This window comes from Sporomusa aerivorans (assembly GCF_041428895.1).
In the GTDB taxonomy this organism is placed as follows: Bacteria; Bacillota; Negativicutes; order Sporomusales; family Sporomusaceae; genus Sporomusa; species Sporomusa aerivorans.
On record NZ_CP156926.1, the window covers coordinates 2107533 to 2123330 of the forward strand.

The window sequence follows — 15798 nt, forward strand, 5'->3', positions numbered from 1 at the left end:
TTGCGTTATCGAGGTTTTAAGCTATGTGCAAAGGATTGTTTCCTATTGGGCATAACCAGGGTGGAACCGTGTGAATAAAAGCTCTCACCCCTGATTTTTCAGGGGTGAGAGCTTTTATTATATAAAAATAAAGAAAGAGGTGTTGAGGGTGATTAGTGTAAAGCTTAAGAACGGAAATTCAATAGAGGTGCCGTTCTCTACCACCTGTGCTGAAATTGCTAAACAAATCAGTTCAGGACTTGCAAAAGAAGCGCTTGCTGCTGAGATTAACGGAAAGGTGGTGGATATAACGACCACCGTCAACGCGGACTGTTCTTTACATGTGGTTACCTTTAACGAAGAAGCAGGTAAAAAGGTGCTACACCATACGGCTGCCCATGTTCTTGCACAAGCTATTAAAAATCTTTACCCTCAGGTGAAACTTGCCATTGGACCGGCAATCGAAAACGGATTTTACTATGACTTTGACTCAGAAGTTCCCGTCTCATCAGATGACTTAGAAAAAATAGAAAGCGAAATGAAGCGGATAATTAGACAAAATTCAGCTTTGGAGCGGTTTGCACTTAACCGGTCAGAGGCATTACAATTTGCCGAGCGGCTTAATGAGCCGTACAAAGCAGAATTGATTAGGGAATTGCCTGATGGCCAGCCAATCACTTTTTATCGACAAGGGGATTTTGTTGATCTTTGTGCGGGGCCTCATTTACCCTATACGGGTATGATAAAGGCCGTTAAGCTTATTTCCTGCACAGGCGCCTATTGGCGAGGTGATTCCAATAACAAAATGCTCCAACGTATTTATGGGACAGCATTTACTAAACAGTCGGAGTTAGACTCCTACCTGGCTGCACAGGAAGAAGCAAAAAAACGTGACCACCGTAAAATTGGCAAAGAACTTGATTTATTCTCCATTGATGAATATATCGGTCAGGGGCTTATCCTTTGGCATCCTAAACTTTCTGTTGTGCGCGAGGAAATAGAAATGTACTGGCGTAAGGAGCACCGTAGGCGTGGGTATGAATATATCTATACTCCCCATATTGGACAAAGTAATCTCTGGGAAACTTCAGGGCATCTGGATCATTTTGCTGAGGGTATGTATCCTAAAATGAAAATGGCAGCCAAGGATGAAACAGAGAATACCTACTATTATGTAAAACCCATGAGCTGTCCGTTCCACGTGAGAATGTATAAGACCAGACCACGCAGTTATAGAGAACTGCCTATTCGCTGGTGCGAACTTGGTAGTGTTTACCGCTTTGAAAAATCAGGAGCTTTGCACGGTATGTTACGTGTACGTGGTTTTACTCAAGATGATGCCCATATTGTTTGTACTGAAGATCAGTTTGTGGATGAGGTAAATAATGTTCTTGACTTTGCACTTGATATTAATAAGGCATTTGGTTATGACAAGCTAAACGTATATCTCTCTGTGCGTGATCCACAGGATAAGGAGAAATTCATTGATAATGAACCTGTGTGGCAACTGGCAGAAAGCACCCTTGAAAAGATTCTTAGCGATCGGGGAATTGAATTTAAAAAGGACATTGGTGGTGCTAAATTTTACGGCCCAGCAATTGATTTAAAGGCCGTGGATGCTATGGGACGCGAATGGCAGGGAACAACTATTCAACTAGACATGAATTTACCTGAGAGGTTTGGCATGACCTATGTCGGCTCTGATGGTAAAGAACATACACCTATTATGCTGCATAGAGCTTTGCTTGGTTCGATGGAACGTTTTGTTGGAACGTTGATTGAACATTACGCGGGTGCTTTTCCTATATGGCTTGCACCTGTTCAAGTAAAGATATTAGCCATATCGGAGAGAAATCATGAGTATGCAAATAAAGTGCTGAAGGTATTAAGAAACGAAGATATAAGGGTTGAAGTGGACGACCGGAGTGAAAAAGTCGGTTACAAAATTCGTGAAGCCCAGTTAGGGAAAATACCATATATGCTTATACTAGGGGATAAGGAACAAAATGAAAATGTAGTTGCGGTCAGAGACCGGAAAGAAGGTGAAACTAAAACAATGAGTATTGAAGCGTTTCGGGCTTTAATAACAGAAGAAATATTGCATAAAAGGTAAGACTGAGTCGGGTGATGGTTTTCTGACTCACGCATTAAATAGACATTGGTTAAATTATTAACTAATGTCTATTAATCGTTTCGTGGCATGTTATGGAATAATATTATGAGGCCACAAAGCTAGATAATATATGGATTCTCGGCAACCCCAAATGACATGTACTGGAACGATTTAATGGCATGTACTAGAACAAGGAAATGCCTATGAAGACAGTAAAACAAGGTGTTCCGCTTTTGACATGAACAAAGGTGCTATGTACATTAAAGTAACACTTAAACTAACTCCTGCTAGTATGGTAAAACCTAGCAGGAGTTAGTTCGTTAAAGGAGAAACAATAATTGTTGACATAGCCGTATTCATTATAGTAACTTGTAATTTAATATTTATCCTTTATGAACTGGGGGGATTCGATGATAACATTATTGTTTGTGGTGAAAGGATTTGAAACAATGGAATTCAGTGCTTTTGTCGATGTCATGGGATGGGCAAGAAACGACTATGGGTATAATGTGCCAGTTGTTACCTGTGGCTTTCAAAAAGAGGTAACCAGCACCTTTAATATTCCAGTTCTGGTCGATAAAACAATTGATGAAATAAATGTTGATGAGTATGATGCATTGGCAATTCCAGGTGGTTTTGAGGAATTTGGATTCTACGAAGAAGCTTATGATGAACGATTTTTGAATCTTATCCGTGAGTTCGATAAACAAGGCAAAATAATTGCCGCAATTTGCGTAGCGGCGCTACCTGTGGGGAAAAGCGGGGTGTTAGCGGGACGAAAAGCCACGACCTATCATTTGCGGGACGCATATCGTCAAAAGCAACTGAAAGAATTTGATGTTGACGTAGTAAATGAGCCTATCGTGGTAGATAAGAACATTATCACCTCTTATTGTCCCGAAACCGCCCCGGGCGTAGCATTTAAACTTTTGGAGAAGCTGACCTCCACAGAAAAAATGGAAATTGTAAAACAGGCAATGGGCTTTTAGATAAATACGATGTATTCGCTTTCGGTCAGTCGATAGTGGCTAGTGTTAAATAGTTTTGAGTGTCAGGAAAGGAATGGATAATTTATGGATGTGAATGTTTTACTGTTCTCTGATTTCGAAACATTAGATGCGTTTGGGCCAGTCGAAGTGCTTGGCCGTATTGAGAAATGTCGGTTGCGTTTTGTTTCAACAAATGGTGGTATTATTAAAAGCAGTCAAGGGGTAGCAATTTTAACGGAAACTTTGGAAAATGTTGATTTCTCCGGAATACTTTTAGTTCCTGGCGGTCAAGGAACACGACAATTGATCAACGATAATTTGTTTATTGAGAAGTTATCTGACATTGCGCTTAAATCCCAATATTGCCTTACGGTCTGTACAGGATCGGCGTTGCTTGCTAAAACAAATCTGTTGAATGGTCGAAAAGTTACATCAAATAAGAGAGCATTTGAGTGGGTTAAGTCAGTGAATTCCGATGTTGAATGGATCAGTCATGCCAGATGGGTTGTTGATGGAAAGTTTTATACTTCGTCTGGCGTATCGGCAGGAATAGATATGGCTTTAGGCTTTATATCAGATAGGTTTGGTATAAAAAAAGCTATAGAACTTGCACAAAGCATTGAATATATTTGGAATTCAAACAAGGAAGACGATTTATTTGCCAAATAAAATATACATGGCGGAGATAGAAAATGGGGGTATTTAAAGTAATATTTTTGCATAGGATTGTTAAGTGCTCTAGGGGCACGCATAAAATAGACATTGGTTAAATTATTGACTAATCGTTTCGTGGCATGTTATGGAATAATATTATGAGGCCACAAAGCTAGATAATATTGGATTCTCGGCAACCCCAGATGACATGTACAGGAACGATTTAATGGCATATACTAGAACAAGGAAATGCCTATGAGGCCAGTAAAATCAAGGTGTTCCTCTTTTGACATGACAAAGGTGCCATGTTCATTAAAGTAACAGATTTCTGAAGATAGTCGGAGGGAACCATATCATTAGTAACGGCGAAAAATGGTGTGATGATGATGTCACAAGGATTCGATGAGCTTCATTTCTGGCATTTAAATCGGAATTTTCACAAAATAGGAGACAAGCTATTTGCCAATATATGCAAATAGCTGTTCCTATTTTTGTGATTGGTTTACTAATAAAGACTATTTAATGCAGTATTATGCTTAATGCAATCAAACATTCGTTCTCATTTTAAGTTAATTTTTGCATGCTATTCCTTATTATTTCTTCAAACTTCGGATTGTAGATACCAGGTTTTACCTGCAACTGGCGTTAAATTATCTATAGAATTTTTAATGTACAAATAGGCACATTTGAGGATTTTACAACTTACGCCTTCATTATTTGCAATACCTGTTTCATTATATGCAACATGATTGCAACCACCATTGCAGAAATCATAAATTTCACAAGACTTGCATCTATCTCTGCGTATTATTGCTTCGCTTGTGAGGAACGAATAAAAATGACTCAAGAGAACCATCTCTTGAGTCATTTGGTTTACCTGGTGCCAATATAGATACTAAATCTTGTTATACCATTGCGGGCTGCGCTTGGCTGATCGCGTCCATCGATCACACATGTTACGACATCGTACTGGTATTTGCCTATCTCAACATATCTGGAGTAGGGAAACCCATATTTGCTATCAATGCCTTCCTCTGTTGGATTGCCGTAGCGGCCTTTAACCGCGTAACTCCATGCGTCATGCAATCTTTTGCGGGAATCGTTACTTATATCCTGCTTAATAAAATATTGAAAATTAATTCTGGTTATGATGTCATTAGCATCTGTAGTAATTGTAAGCTCGGGAGAGTATTTTACACGGTCGGTTTTGGCAATGACGATGTTTTTTGAACCATCTTTATAAACATTCTGAGACTCGATTGTATCCCCTTTTGCCAGTACGAACTTGCTCTTAAGCATATAATCGTCAAGGATTTTACCGACTTGCGCAGCACCAAACTCTCCATAGGAGTCGCGGAGCTGGGCATTGGCCGTGGCAGGCGCTATCACAAACACCGCTATTAACAGGATACTTGCTAAAAACACTAGAGATTTGTTCCTCATAAGCTATCACTCCTTATATTATTAATAATCTAATTATGCCATAATTACCATAATTACTCAACATTTACCAGTTTAATCTGCTGGCAGGGCGGCAGTCAGTATAGATTTAGATGTCGGCAATCCGTCAGACTGTGCGAAAACAGGCACTATAAATAGCCAAAAAGCAAAAAAAGTACCCTGGCTTTAAAAATCAGGCTACTCATTTGGATGTTTACTTGAAATTGGAAAGGTCATCTGGAGATTCGTTATTATATCGTCCGTAATCTGCTCACTATTTCTTTTGGCCCCAGAATGTTTATTACTCTGCGAAGGTTATAAGCGCAGAAAACTAAAGAGGCTTCAGCCTTGACTCTTTCAAAGCCCCTGGTTAGAAAATAAGTAAACCCCATAGCCCTCTTGATTGTACCAAACACTGGCTCATTCATCATTTGCCGGCGTTTGTATAACTGCGGGTTTTCTTCCATTCGTTTTTTGATCGCCTCAATTGTCCCGGTTGCTTCACTACGGCTGATTGTTCGGCCTTTTTCGGCCTTTGTACATTTTCCTTTAGCAGGACAACTCTTACACTCCTTAAAATTAGCGTATTCTCGATACTCAAGGTCATTTACCTTACGCGTTCGCCAAAACGATAGTTTCTTTCCTTCGGGACAAATATATATATCTGTTTGAGCTAGGTATGTAAAGTTATCCGCTTTATACCTCGCTTCACCTGCTGGAGTGCGGCTTTCTTGCATAGCAGCATATACAGTTATATCGTTTTTTTCACAGCTCATTAGGTCTGTATGGCTTTTGCTATACCCTTTATCCGCTAAGACTGTGATCTTCTCTACTTTCAATATTTCTTTTGATCTCTCGGCCATAGGCAAAAGCTGACCGCTATCACTAGGGTTGTTGGTTACTGCGATATCCACCACCAGGTTATGTTTCATGTCAACGGTTGACTGTACATTATAGCTTACGTCGACGCCATTGTTATTTGAATACATTAGTCTACTATCTGCGTCAATAGTCGATACTTCATTTTCGTCGCTGTCTTTTATCCGCTGCTCCATATCCTCGTAGTTGGATTTTCTCTTTGTCAGCTTTTCTAGGCGATTTTGTATTTCCGTGGCAGTCAACTTGCGTTCATGGCTTTCCTCTTGATCCGTTGTATCAAGCATTTGTAGATATTCATTTATTTTCTCATTGATGTATTTAAGCAGTCTCGTTAGCTTTTTTTCACTATAATTATTTTTCTTGGAATTGGAAGCTCGGAATTTGCTGCCATCAACCGCCACAACTTCTTTGCCAAACAGCTCCCACTCACGGCATAGGACCGTAAATTCCCTAAATACCTGCCTTAATGCCTGACTGCTGTCCCTGCGGAAATCCGCAATCGTTTTGTAGTCAGGCGTTAGTTTATTTAATAACCACATGACTTCAACATTCCTGATGCATTCTTTTTCCAAGCGCCGAGAAGAACGGATGCGGTTTAAGTAGCCGTACAGGTACAGTTTTAGCATTTCTTGGGGGCGATACCCGGGCCTTCCTGTAGTAGCTGATTCATAGCGAGTAAAACCAAGTTCTTTCATGTCAAGGACTTCAACAAAGGCCTCAATGACACGGACTTCATTTTCCTCACTGATGTAATCGTCTATCAGTTCCGGAAACATCACTATTTGGTTTCTATTTTTACCTATTTTATAAGGCATATATTTCTCCCTGCTTACTTTCTTTATGCCTATATTATATCATTTTTCTCTCTTCTTTTGTTATTTTTTACCTGCTTCTCGCACAGTCTGCCGTTCCCTTGACACATCTCGACATCACAATATGACAAAAAAAGTTAAATTTTGCAGGGCTTTTACATGGCAATAGAGAAAAATAGAACGTAATAATCTAAAGCCTGGAGGTGTCGAGGGGACGGAGTTGCTGACACTTATTTTTTTATCGGTAATTACATTCTCTTGACGCCTGTGAGTAAGACGACCTTCAGTCCTGTGACTTGTTCGAAATGTAGTGTCGACACCCCGTCCCCGCGACACCCTCTGGTTGACTAAGGTTTATTTAACGTTTCGTGGCATGTTATGGAATAATATTATGAGGCCACAAAGTTAGATAATATATGGATTCTTGGCAATCCCAAATGACATGTACTGGAACGATTTAATGGCACGTACTAGAACAAGCAAATGCCTATGAAGCCAGTAAAATCAAGGGGTTCAATTTTTATTCCATTTTGTCGTGACAGTGGTGCCATGTTCATAAAAGTAACAGGTAATCCGACTAGTTTAGCATTATTTTAGAACTGGCCGGATTATTTTTAATTGGAATTTATAAACAATTTATAGCTGTGTTATAATATAAATATGGAAGGGAGTGACGGGTGTGAGTAAGCAGACCAATGTCAGAGAAAATCTTGAAAGCGTAATTAGTGTTATTCAAAATAGTATAGATGTGAAAAAGATATATTTATTCGGTTCTTATACAGATAATACGTATACTGATGATAGTGATCTTGACTTATGTATCGTCGCTTCCTTAGCCGGTTTACGCAAAATTGATATTTTACGTAAGATAAGAAAAGCGATGATGCAGGATGTAGACATGCCGGTTGATTTACTAGTATATGATGATGATGAATTCAATGAACGCGTAGTTTCAGCAGCAACCATGGAGCATAAAATTGCCCATGAGGGAGTACTTTTATATGAACAATAATTTGGTTGCGCAAGAATGGTTTCGCTATGCTAAGCAGGATTTAGATTCGGCTATTTATTTGCAAGAAATGCAGCCAGTTCCGGTTGAAATTATTTGTTATCATTGTCAGCAGAGTGCGGAAAAATATTTAAAAGGATTTATTGCTTTTCATGGTGGAGCAATTCAGCGGGTTCATGATCTAGTGGCTTTAAACAAGACCTGCATGAAATATGACGAAAATTTCATGCAGATCAGGGAAGAATGTTTAAATTTAACTGATTATGGAGTGCAGGCAAGATATCCATTTAGCTTGGAATTAAACGAGACCGATGCTCATTTAGCTGTTAAAAGTGCAGAGCAAGTACAGGCATTTTTAAAGGGAAAGATAAACATGACATAAAGAAATAGGCTCTAATCTTGCTAGTGGATTAGGGTTTATTTCTTTATTTGATGGAGGTTAGAATGTTAATTCAATGTACAAAAAAACTTCTTGAAGAATTAAAAATAGAACCTGTACTAGTAAATAGCAGTGAGCCGGCATTATTTTCATGGCATGCTAACTTAATTACTGTCAATCGTAAAAAAACAGTGGTATTAGTGAACGACAGCAATCATTATGTCATAGTACTCTATGGGATAAAAGCGAGAAACTTTAAAAATCTTGATGAGCTTATAATCTTTAGTATTAGGGAAACCTTATTAGCTGAGTCTATGAAACCTGAGCTGGTTGAGAATTTTACTCAACATTCGCCGGTAGTTACTTATGCCAAAACAAAAGACCGGTCAAGTGTTGCCAAAATGAACAAAGCTTGTGAAATGGTATATTGGCATGCAGATGAATTACAGAGTAATATGGTTATTCAAAGCTTTGTTAATCGACGGGTGAGTACTCATCTTGTAGGCGTTGGCAAAGGGGCTTATAAACATCCTAATGAATGCTTATATAAAGATCTGGAAAATTTTACGGGAACTTCAATTTTTGACTGTCAGGCAGTGGAGCTAATGATTACCCTTGAACTTACCGACTATAAAGTTTGGCGCAAGGTGGTTGTTCCGCTACATTTTACTTTTCTGCAGTTACATCATATATTGCAGATACTCTTTACTTGGCAGGATTGTCATTTGCATGATTTTAATGTTATTGACAAGGATAAGGCAATCACCAATATCGTGTGCGGGGAAGATGCCTTTGAATATCCTAAGGACATTCCCATGATCAAGGAAGCGGATTGTAAATTATCCGATTACATTCCTAAATATTTAACAATACAATATACTTATGATTTTGGTGATGATTGGCGACATTGGATTAAAGTGGGTAATGTAATCGAAACATATCCACAGAATTATTCGGTTTGCGTAGAAGGGGAGGGAAATGCTCCACCCGAGGACGTAGGCGGAGAACCGGGATATTACGATTTTTTAGAAATAATAGCTGATCCCAAACATCCGGACCATAAGGAGATGATAAACTGGTCTCAAATGCAGGGATATCAGGATTTCAATATTGAGCTTATGAATCACAAACTTAAAGGTTATGGAAATCTGTAATCGACTAGGAAGTGCCCATTGTAATAGGACAAGGTAAAATTTCTGATTCACGCTATTAATGACTAAGGTTTATATAAATGTATTGTGGCATGTTCTGGAACAAAATTATGAGGGCGTAAAGCCAGGAATCATATGAATTATCAACAATTTAAAGTGGCACGTTATGGAACTATCTAATGGCATGTACTGGAACATGAAAATGCCTATGGAGCCAGTAAATTCAAGGAGTTCTATTTTTGTTCCATTTTGTCATGACAGTGGTGCCATGTTCATTAAAGTAGCATGTATGCTTAAGATTAGTCGGGGAGAACCGTATCATCTGTAACGGTGCAAAATGACCTTAACTCTTGCGGGAGTTTGCGGTCATTTTTTTATGCTCCCGAAGTTTTTAAAGGTAGTATCTGCCCTCATTGCCCTGATTCTTTGTGGATTAAGGGTGTCGTTTTCAAACAGTCTGCCATTCCCTTGACACCTATTTTAGGCTCACCCGTTTGCATTCTATGTTTAGCAATAGCAAAAATCAGCAAAACTTACAGGAATTTAGATTAATTTAAAGAATTGCTAATCTAGCAGGGTAAAGTTTGCCTACAGCGGACCTTTATTGATGCGGTGTTGGATAGACTGCCAACGGCGAAGATTTTGGCTGAGAAGGATGGGATTTATACCGATTCAGCAGAGATTTATGGAAGTGGGATTGACATGTGACTGGGAGTATGTGAAAGTTGAGGCTGGAGGAGAGCAGGATGAAAAAAGACCTAACTAGAGGTGGCGTGGCGCAGTCCTGTATCCTTGACATGTGTGCAAGTCAGGGAATCGGTGCTATCGTCGGCGAAGTTAATCAGCTTCGTGCTGATGAATTGTTACAGAATCTGATTAAGCAGGACATAAATCTTGAAAATGCGTTGCAAGAACTACAAAAAGTTAGGGATATTGTTGCACAACCACAACATATCCAAGGAAATCTTAGGACTAAACACGGAATTGTAGCCGAACACATCGAAATTCGCTTTAATAATGCTGATAACTTGATGGTAGGTAATGTGCCAAGCCATATAAAAGAACCTAATTTATCTTCTTCTATAGATTACTATAAAAGTGGACAACCGATTCAATCAAAGTTTGTTCAAAAAAATCTTTCTATTGATGCAATAAACGATCATCTTAACCAAAATCCAGATTTTTTGTCTAAGGGTGGATATGATATTCCATGCGATTATTTTAATAAAATACAAGAGTGGCGCAATCTTTCACCGAGAGACTTGAATAACTTGTCAAGTTCAGAGGACGGTGAGATTGCTCGTAATGTTGTTAGAAAAATAAAGGAATTTGAGCAAGTCAATAATGTAAAATTTGAGGATGTCGTTCACCCGGCACAAGTTACATACGATGAAGTACAGTTGGGTAAAGTCGGCATTACAATTGATAATAAAGAGCAGGAAATTTCAGATGTCGATGAAGCGGAAAGACAAAAATACGAACTCAAAGCAAGAGCATCATTCAAAGAGGGGCTGAAAGTTGCGGGAATTGCCGCAGCAATTGATGGGGTGTTGTCATTTGGTACAACCGTTATATCCAAATTCCGTCAAGGTAAGAAACTCAGCGACTTTACTGACGATGACTGGCGAGATATTTTTAAAGAAACGGGTATAGGTATCGGGAGAGGTGGTGTAACAGGCGGTAGCATTTATGCTTTGACAAATGTTGGGGGAATGTCTGCCCCGCTGGCAGCGGGCATAGTAACCGCTACATTTGGTATAGCAAAACAAGCAATACAACTTGCTAACGGTAATATCAGTACCGATGACTTCATTTACAATATTCAACAGTTATCGGTTGATACTGCTGTTAGTGGTGTCGGCGCAGTAGTTGGTCAAGCCCTTATCCCCATTCCGGTTGTCGGCGCGGTTGTTGGTTCACTTGTTGCTACTATAGTGTTGGGTACAATCCGGGAGAATTTGCTCGGAGGTAGTTATTATGATTTGGTAAGCCAAGCAAAATATCAGAATGAGATGTCGTCCATTTATCGTCTGCTTACCACATCCATGGAAAGAAGCCGGCAGACATTTGAAGATATGGTGCAAACTTATGTTTTGCAAACTCAACAGTATCAACAACTTCAACAGCAAGACATCAAAAATAATAACAAGTTGCATAGCTTGTTAGAAAGTATATAGGTGAGAATATGAAGCTTTCAGTTATGCCATCAAACAACGACCTCAATTATTATTTATCACGGGATTATGCTGAAACTGCAAGAATCGTTGCGGGAATGACCTCTATTATTGATGTGAATGAAGATAAACTATTGGTTATGCAAAACCAAAATTGGTTTCAACGTATGTGGTTTACGGTCTCAGGCAAAAACAAAGCTACAATACAGGAGATGGAACAGAATCGCGATAAATTAGCCGCATATACTGTGCAAGTCTTTGCTAAGTTTATTGAAGAAAAACGCATCTCTGATGCCATTATTTCAAACATTACTATTCGGTTGAACGAGATATACTCATCGCATTTGCAATTACAAGAGATAATGTATGAATTTGTAAATAAGTTAAACGAGAAAATTGATAGCGTAAATACTTATCAAAATTTAATAACCGATATTCAAAATAATAAGTATGATCCTAAAAAGAACTTTGTCAGCTTACTCGAAATCCTTTCGCTCCTTGATAAACGAACGACATCTGATAATAAAGATCTGATTAGAATCAAAGAAACAATGGAAACAAACGGGTTTGTATTTGCCCAAACCGTTAGTATTGGAGCTTTCACTGAACAGATTCTTGCTTTGCCGGAAGAATCTATCGGTCAAGTTTATTTATTTGCTCAAAACCACACAAAATTTAAGTTTATTCAATTTGCTTGTTGCTTAATTGAAAAATACCACTTCGAACCAAAATCGCATCGAAAGATTATAAAAGATAATGTCGTAAAAATATCGTTAAGAAATTGCGGTTTGACCGGAAACGAAGATTGTAACGTTGACGAGTTTTATGATGATATTCAGAGTGACGCTATAGATAAATTTGCAATGTGTAGGGAATTTTCCACTCCAGAATATACGTCTGAACAAGATTCGGCAGTCGATGATAATCGCAAAGCAGAACAACCTTTTGATAGTTCAGAGGTAAGTGAAAAAACGAATACTGATATAGCGATTGTGTATGATAAAAATACAAAACAATGCGCGGAATTTTTATTGGGGCTGATTGGTGAAGTAGTAAAAGAAGGGGAGGGTAAAATGAGTGCTGTTTTGTACCCTGAAAAAATATTTGCAAAACTCCCTCCGGAAAATAAGTCTGTCAATCAAAAAATTATCTACATAGGCAACTTTCCCGAAAGCGAGATGTTGAGTAAAAACATCTTGAAATGGCAATTTGATCAGTTTGGATTCCGATATGGCTGGCTTGGTTATAAATCCGTGATTCTTTTCGATGAAAAAAAAATTTCTGAAGCTGCTTTTGGCGACATGAAAGAATATGCGAAAAATAAATTTAAGAAATATGTAGATATATTAAATTCAGTGGAAGATGGTGGTTTTTGGAATAGCCTTACTACCAAAGAAAAAATTGGCGTGGGCGTTGGAGGTACTGTAGCAGCGGCAGTATTGGCTTTATTAGTATTTGCATCCGATAGTGATACGGACGATATGATTATCTGAGCAAAGATTTTTGGCAAAACGATTCGATGAGAGATTAAACTTAGACTAAAGACATTATGCAAAGTCAAGTTAAATTAATGCCCGCCCTTTACGGCATATAATAAATGGAGGAATTACCGTGGGTAATAACATTGACAATGAAGACGAGGAAGTCACTGTCATCTATGACAATGAAGACGTGAAAGTCACTGTCATAGATGACAATGAAGACGAGGAAGTCACTGTCATAGATGACAATGAAGACGTGAAAGTCACTGTCATAGATGACAATGAAGATGTGGAAGTCACTGTCATAGATGACAATGAAGATGTGGAAATCACTGTCATAGATGACAATGAAGAAGATATAAATAAACAATCTAATTCAAAAAACGACACTACGGGTTCATCTGAAAAAAAATACTTGAATCAAAAACAGATGAAAGAGAAGCAGCAAAAATTTGCCATGCTACACTTCCTCTTTTTCGGGTTAAACGACTTTTTAGGAATAGAACCAGAAAAAAAGCCAGATGAAGAGGTATGAGAGTGGGGCATTGGGGTCAGGCTTGAATTATTTAGTTATTTGTGTTGATTCATTTGAAGGTTTTTCAACCTATGATATAATCATAATAGGTTTAGGGCAATGAGGGCAAATCATAGCCCTTTTTCGCCGCTATACTCGATACGGAGAATCGTATCATTATAGCAACGGAATTCACTAAATTGATATATTACATTAACTATAAAATTTTTGTTGACTGCAAGGGTTCCGGGTGATTCTGACACTTTATAAAGAGACCTTTGTCAAAAAAATATTGACAAAGGTTAATATGGGCTATGGATAGTGGAGAATATTGTATGATGCTGTTGCCAGAGAATATTAAAAAAATCACCTCTTGTCTTTGTTAACAGAGGTGATTTTATAATGCGTTTATTCTGTAATTCTTATATTGGTGAGGATAGCTTCTTTTCAATTGTTTACTAGATCATTGCTTAATATAGTTACATCAAGTGGATTTCTATCTACGAGACGTTTGAAACTATATTTTGGATAACCGACCATGACTGCTCCAGTTATTGACTTACTTTCCGGGATTTTTAATAAGTCTAATAAAGGGGGATAGTTTGAGAAAGCGCACATTTCAAAGAGACCCGCCCATGCAGAACCAAGTCCCAAGGTATTAGCGAATAATTCTAAATAAGAAAACGATAGAATTGTGTTTTCACGACCGTTTTTAAAATCTTTTGGTGCAGTTGCTACGATGAGGTTAGGAGCGGAATGGAAAATCCCATCAATTCCATGCTCTTTATAGGCACGAATATGTATAGGAAAGCTCCACCAAAGGGATTGATTTTCTTCCATCCATTCGATTACCATTTGAGTTGTTTTTTGTAGTATTTCTGTATCATCAACAATAATATATGAAATTCCCTGTTTATTACTAGCAGTAGGAGCAAAGCGGGCGATATCAACTAATTTTAATAGTAGATCACGTTGAACCTTTTGATTTTTGTAACAACGAATGGAGCGACGAGACCGGATGAACTGATAAGCGCTATCGCTATCAATTACCGGAAATTTTTCTAAAGGAATTTGATTAGATAGGGGTGTTTTAACATTATTTATTGCTGTATGCGGACATATGGCAACACAGTGTCCACAAGCTATGCATGATTCAGGATTAGATAAGATAGGACCATTCTTCTCCATCTGTATAATTCTAGGTGGACATATATCCACACAAATGCCACACTGAGTACATTTTTTTTGATCAACATAAATCAAATCCATGGTATCACTCCCTGATTTCCATTAATTTGTAGTTGTAATAATGTAATAATAGGATGTATTGATAAAAATAACAAGTAGGTACTTTGGAGTATTATAGTATCTATTTGTATACTGCGATGCTTTACATAGTTAATCTTTAGAAGGTACATAAACCAGCGTATGAAATAACCTTAGTCAATGATTTGACAGAGGTTATTTTTTTGTATGAAGATGCAAAACAGCCGTTTACGCAGGGTGAGCAAGAGGATACGATATAATAGATAAGTTTACATAATAAAGAAGGTGAGAACATGAAAAAGAATGTAACACCTATCACTCCCCGCTGTGGGATATGTAAAAAACTCTATTCGTCCAGTGATGAGGATGGTTCTGGTTTATGCGTCAAATGCAGGCCAGCCAATAGTCAACCTATTTTAGCCGTGAAACGTCAATTCAAACAAACAATTTTTATGGAGGTCGGTAAACAAGTGATGGATGATTTCGAACAAGAGGAATTACAGGAGCAGGAGCAGGGAACAGCTAACACAACCACTGAGGAAGAAAAAGCAGAGCAGGATAATCCCGAATCCCAGGAACCGAGTGAGAATACGGTTTCTGATGATGCTACAGAAGCTCCTGTAATGGCTGAAACCAACGGTGAACTTAAAATCGAAGATATTATTGAACCAGGTCGGTACGGAGTTAGCAATAGCCAAATGATTCCTGCTTTAAAGAAGGCTATTATTGAGCAATCAATAGAGAAATTGGCGTTGTTAAAGAAAACTTATTTTTACACATTTGACAAATCCATTCGCTATTTGAAGAAAGCAGAGCGTGAATTCATCGAGAAGAACAGCATTTAAGTTATTTGTGCCATTTGAAAAATAAAAGTTAAAAAAATGAACCCCTTTCAGTTAGATACCCCAAAACTGAAAGGGGTTATATATTTATGCAACAACAAATTATCATCACAGAG

14 protein-coding genes are annotated in these 15798 nt (G+C 38.2%); 10 read left to right on the forward strand and 4 right to left on the reverse strand.

Annotation, left to right across the window (positions count from 1 at the left end):
- Nucleotides 1-148: 148 nt before the first annotated feature.
- The 3 genes from thrS (at nt 149) to SATMO3_RS09640 (ending at nt 3750) form a co-directional block, all read left to right on the forward strand.
- A complete protein-coding gene (gene thrS / locus SATMO3_RS09630; protein WP_371380419.1) occupies nt 149-2092 on the forward strand; it encodes a threonine--tRNA ligase in 1944 nt (647 codons plus the stop codon).
- A 410-nt stretch (nt 2093-2502) separates the two neighbouring features.
- Nucleotides 2503-3081, forward strand: coding sequence for a DJ-1/PfpI family protein (locus SATMO3_RS09635; protein ID WP_371380420.1), 579 nt, complete (start codon nt 2503-2505; stop codon nt 3079-3081).
- 84 nt (nt 3082-3165) lie between these two features.
- Nucleotides 3166-3750, forward strand: coding sequence for a DJ-1/PfpI family protein (locus SATMO3_RS09640; RefSeq protein ID WP_371380421.1), 585 nt, complete (start codon nt 3166-3168; stop codon nt 3748-3750).
- A 586-nt stretch (nt 3751-4336) separates the two neighbouring features.
- Here SATMO3_RS09640 and SATMO3_RS09645 read toward each other — a convergent pair.
- From SATMO3_RS09645 to SATMO3_RS09655, 3 genes are all read right to left on the reverse strand, one after another.
- A complete protein-coding gene (locus SATMO3_RS09645; RefSeq protein ID WP_371380423.1) occupies nt 4337-4603 on the reverse strand; it encodes an SPASM domain-containing protein in 267 nt (88 codons plus the stop codon).
- Nucleotides 4604-4608: 5 nt separating this feature from the next.
- A complete protein-coding gene (locus SATMO3_RS09650) occupies nt 4609-5178 on the reverse strand; it encodes a hypothetical protein (RefSeq protein ID WP_371380424.1) in 570 nt (189 codons plus the stop codon).
- A gap of 248 nt (nt 5179-5426) precedes the next feature.
- Nucleotides 5427-6869 (reverse strand): IS1182 family transposase, encoded by a 1443-nt coding sequence (locus SATMO3_RS09655; protein ID WP_371380426.1) that lies wholly within the window; start codon nt 6867-6869, stop codon nt 5427-5429.
- A gap of 676 nt (nt 6870-7545) precedes the next feature.
- Here SATMO3_RS09655 and SATMO3_RS09660 point away from each other — a divergent pair.
- The 6 genes from SATMO3_RS09660 to SATMO3_RS09685 all read left to right on the forward strand — a co-directional run bounded on the left by SATMO3_RS09660 (nt 7546) and on the right by SATMO3_RS09685 (nt 13595).
- A complete protein-coding gene (locus SATMO3_RS09660) occupies nt 7546-7878 on the forward strand; it encodes a nucleotidyltransferase domain-containing protein (RefSeq protein ID WP_091747218.1) in 333 nt (110 codons plus the stop codon).
- Nucleotides 7868-8257, forward strand: coding sequence for a HEPN domain-containing protein (locus SATMO3_RS09665; protein WP_126309167.1), 390 nt, complete (start codon nt 7868-7870; stop codon nt 8255-8257). The genes SATMO3_RS09660 and SATMO3_RS09665 overlap by 11 nt, the downstream gene beginning before the upstream one ends.
- 62 nt (nt 8258-8319) lie before the next feature.
- On the forward strand, nt 8320-9408 hold the full coding sequence (locus SATMO3_RS09670) for a plasmid pRiA4b ORF-3 family protein (protein ID WP_371380428.1): 1089 nt from the start codon (nt 8320-8322) through the stop codon (nt 9406-9408).
- A gap of 743 nt (nt 9409-10151) precedes the next feature.
- The gene (locus SATMO3_RS09675; RefSeq protein ID WP_371380430.1) at nt 10152-11582 is read left to right on the forward strand and encodes a hypothetical protein; all 1431 of its coding nucleotides are present in this window, start codon (nt 10152-10154) and stop codon (nt 11580-11582) included.
- An 8-nt stretch (nt 11583-11590) separates the two neighbouring features.
- Nucleotides 11591-13072, forward strand: coding sequence for a hypothetical protein (locus tag SATMO3_RS09680; RefSeq protein WP_371380431.1), 1482 nt, complete (start codon nt 11591-11593; stop codon nt 13070-13072).
- Nucleotides 13073-13190: 118 nt separating this feature from the next.
- Nucleotides 13191-13595, forward strand: coding sequence for a hypothetical protein (locus SATMO3_RS09685; RefSeq protein WP_371380433.1), 405 nt, complete (start codon nt 13191-13193; stop codon nt 13593-13595).
- Between the two features lie 426 nt (nt 13596-14021).
- Here SATMO3_RS09685 and SATMO3_RS09690 read toward each other — a convergent pair whose 3' ends face one another.
- Nucleotides 14022-14843: a nitroreductase family protein gene (locus tag SATMO3_RS09690; protein ID WP_371380434.1), complete on the reverse strand. Its 822-nt coding sequence runs from the start codon at nt 14841-14843 to the stop codon at nt 14022-14024.
- A 290-nt stretch (nt 14844-15133) separates the two neighbouring features.
- Between SATMO3_RS09690 and SATMO3_RS09695 the strand changes: the two genes are divergently transcribed.
- Nucleotides 15134-15685 (forward strand): hypothetical protein, encoded by a 552-nt coding sequence (locus SATMO3_RS09695; RefSeq protein WP_371380436.1) that lies wholly within the window; start codon nt 15134-15136, stop codon nt 15683-15685.
- Nucleotides 15686-15798: the final 113 nt, after the last annotated feature.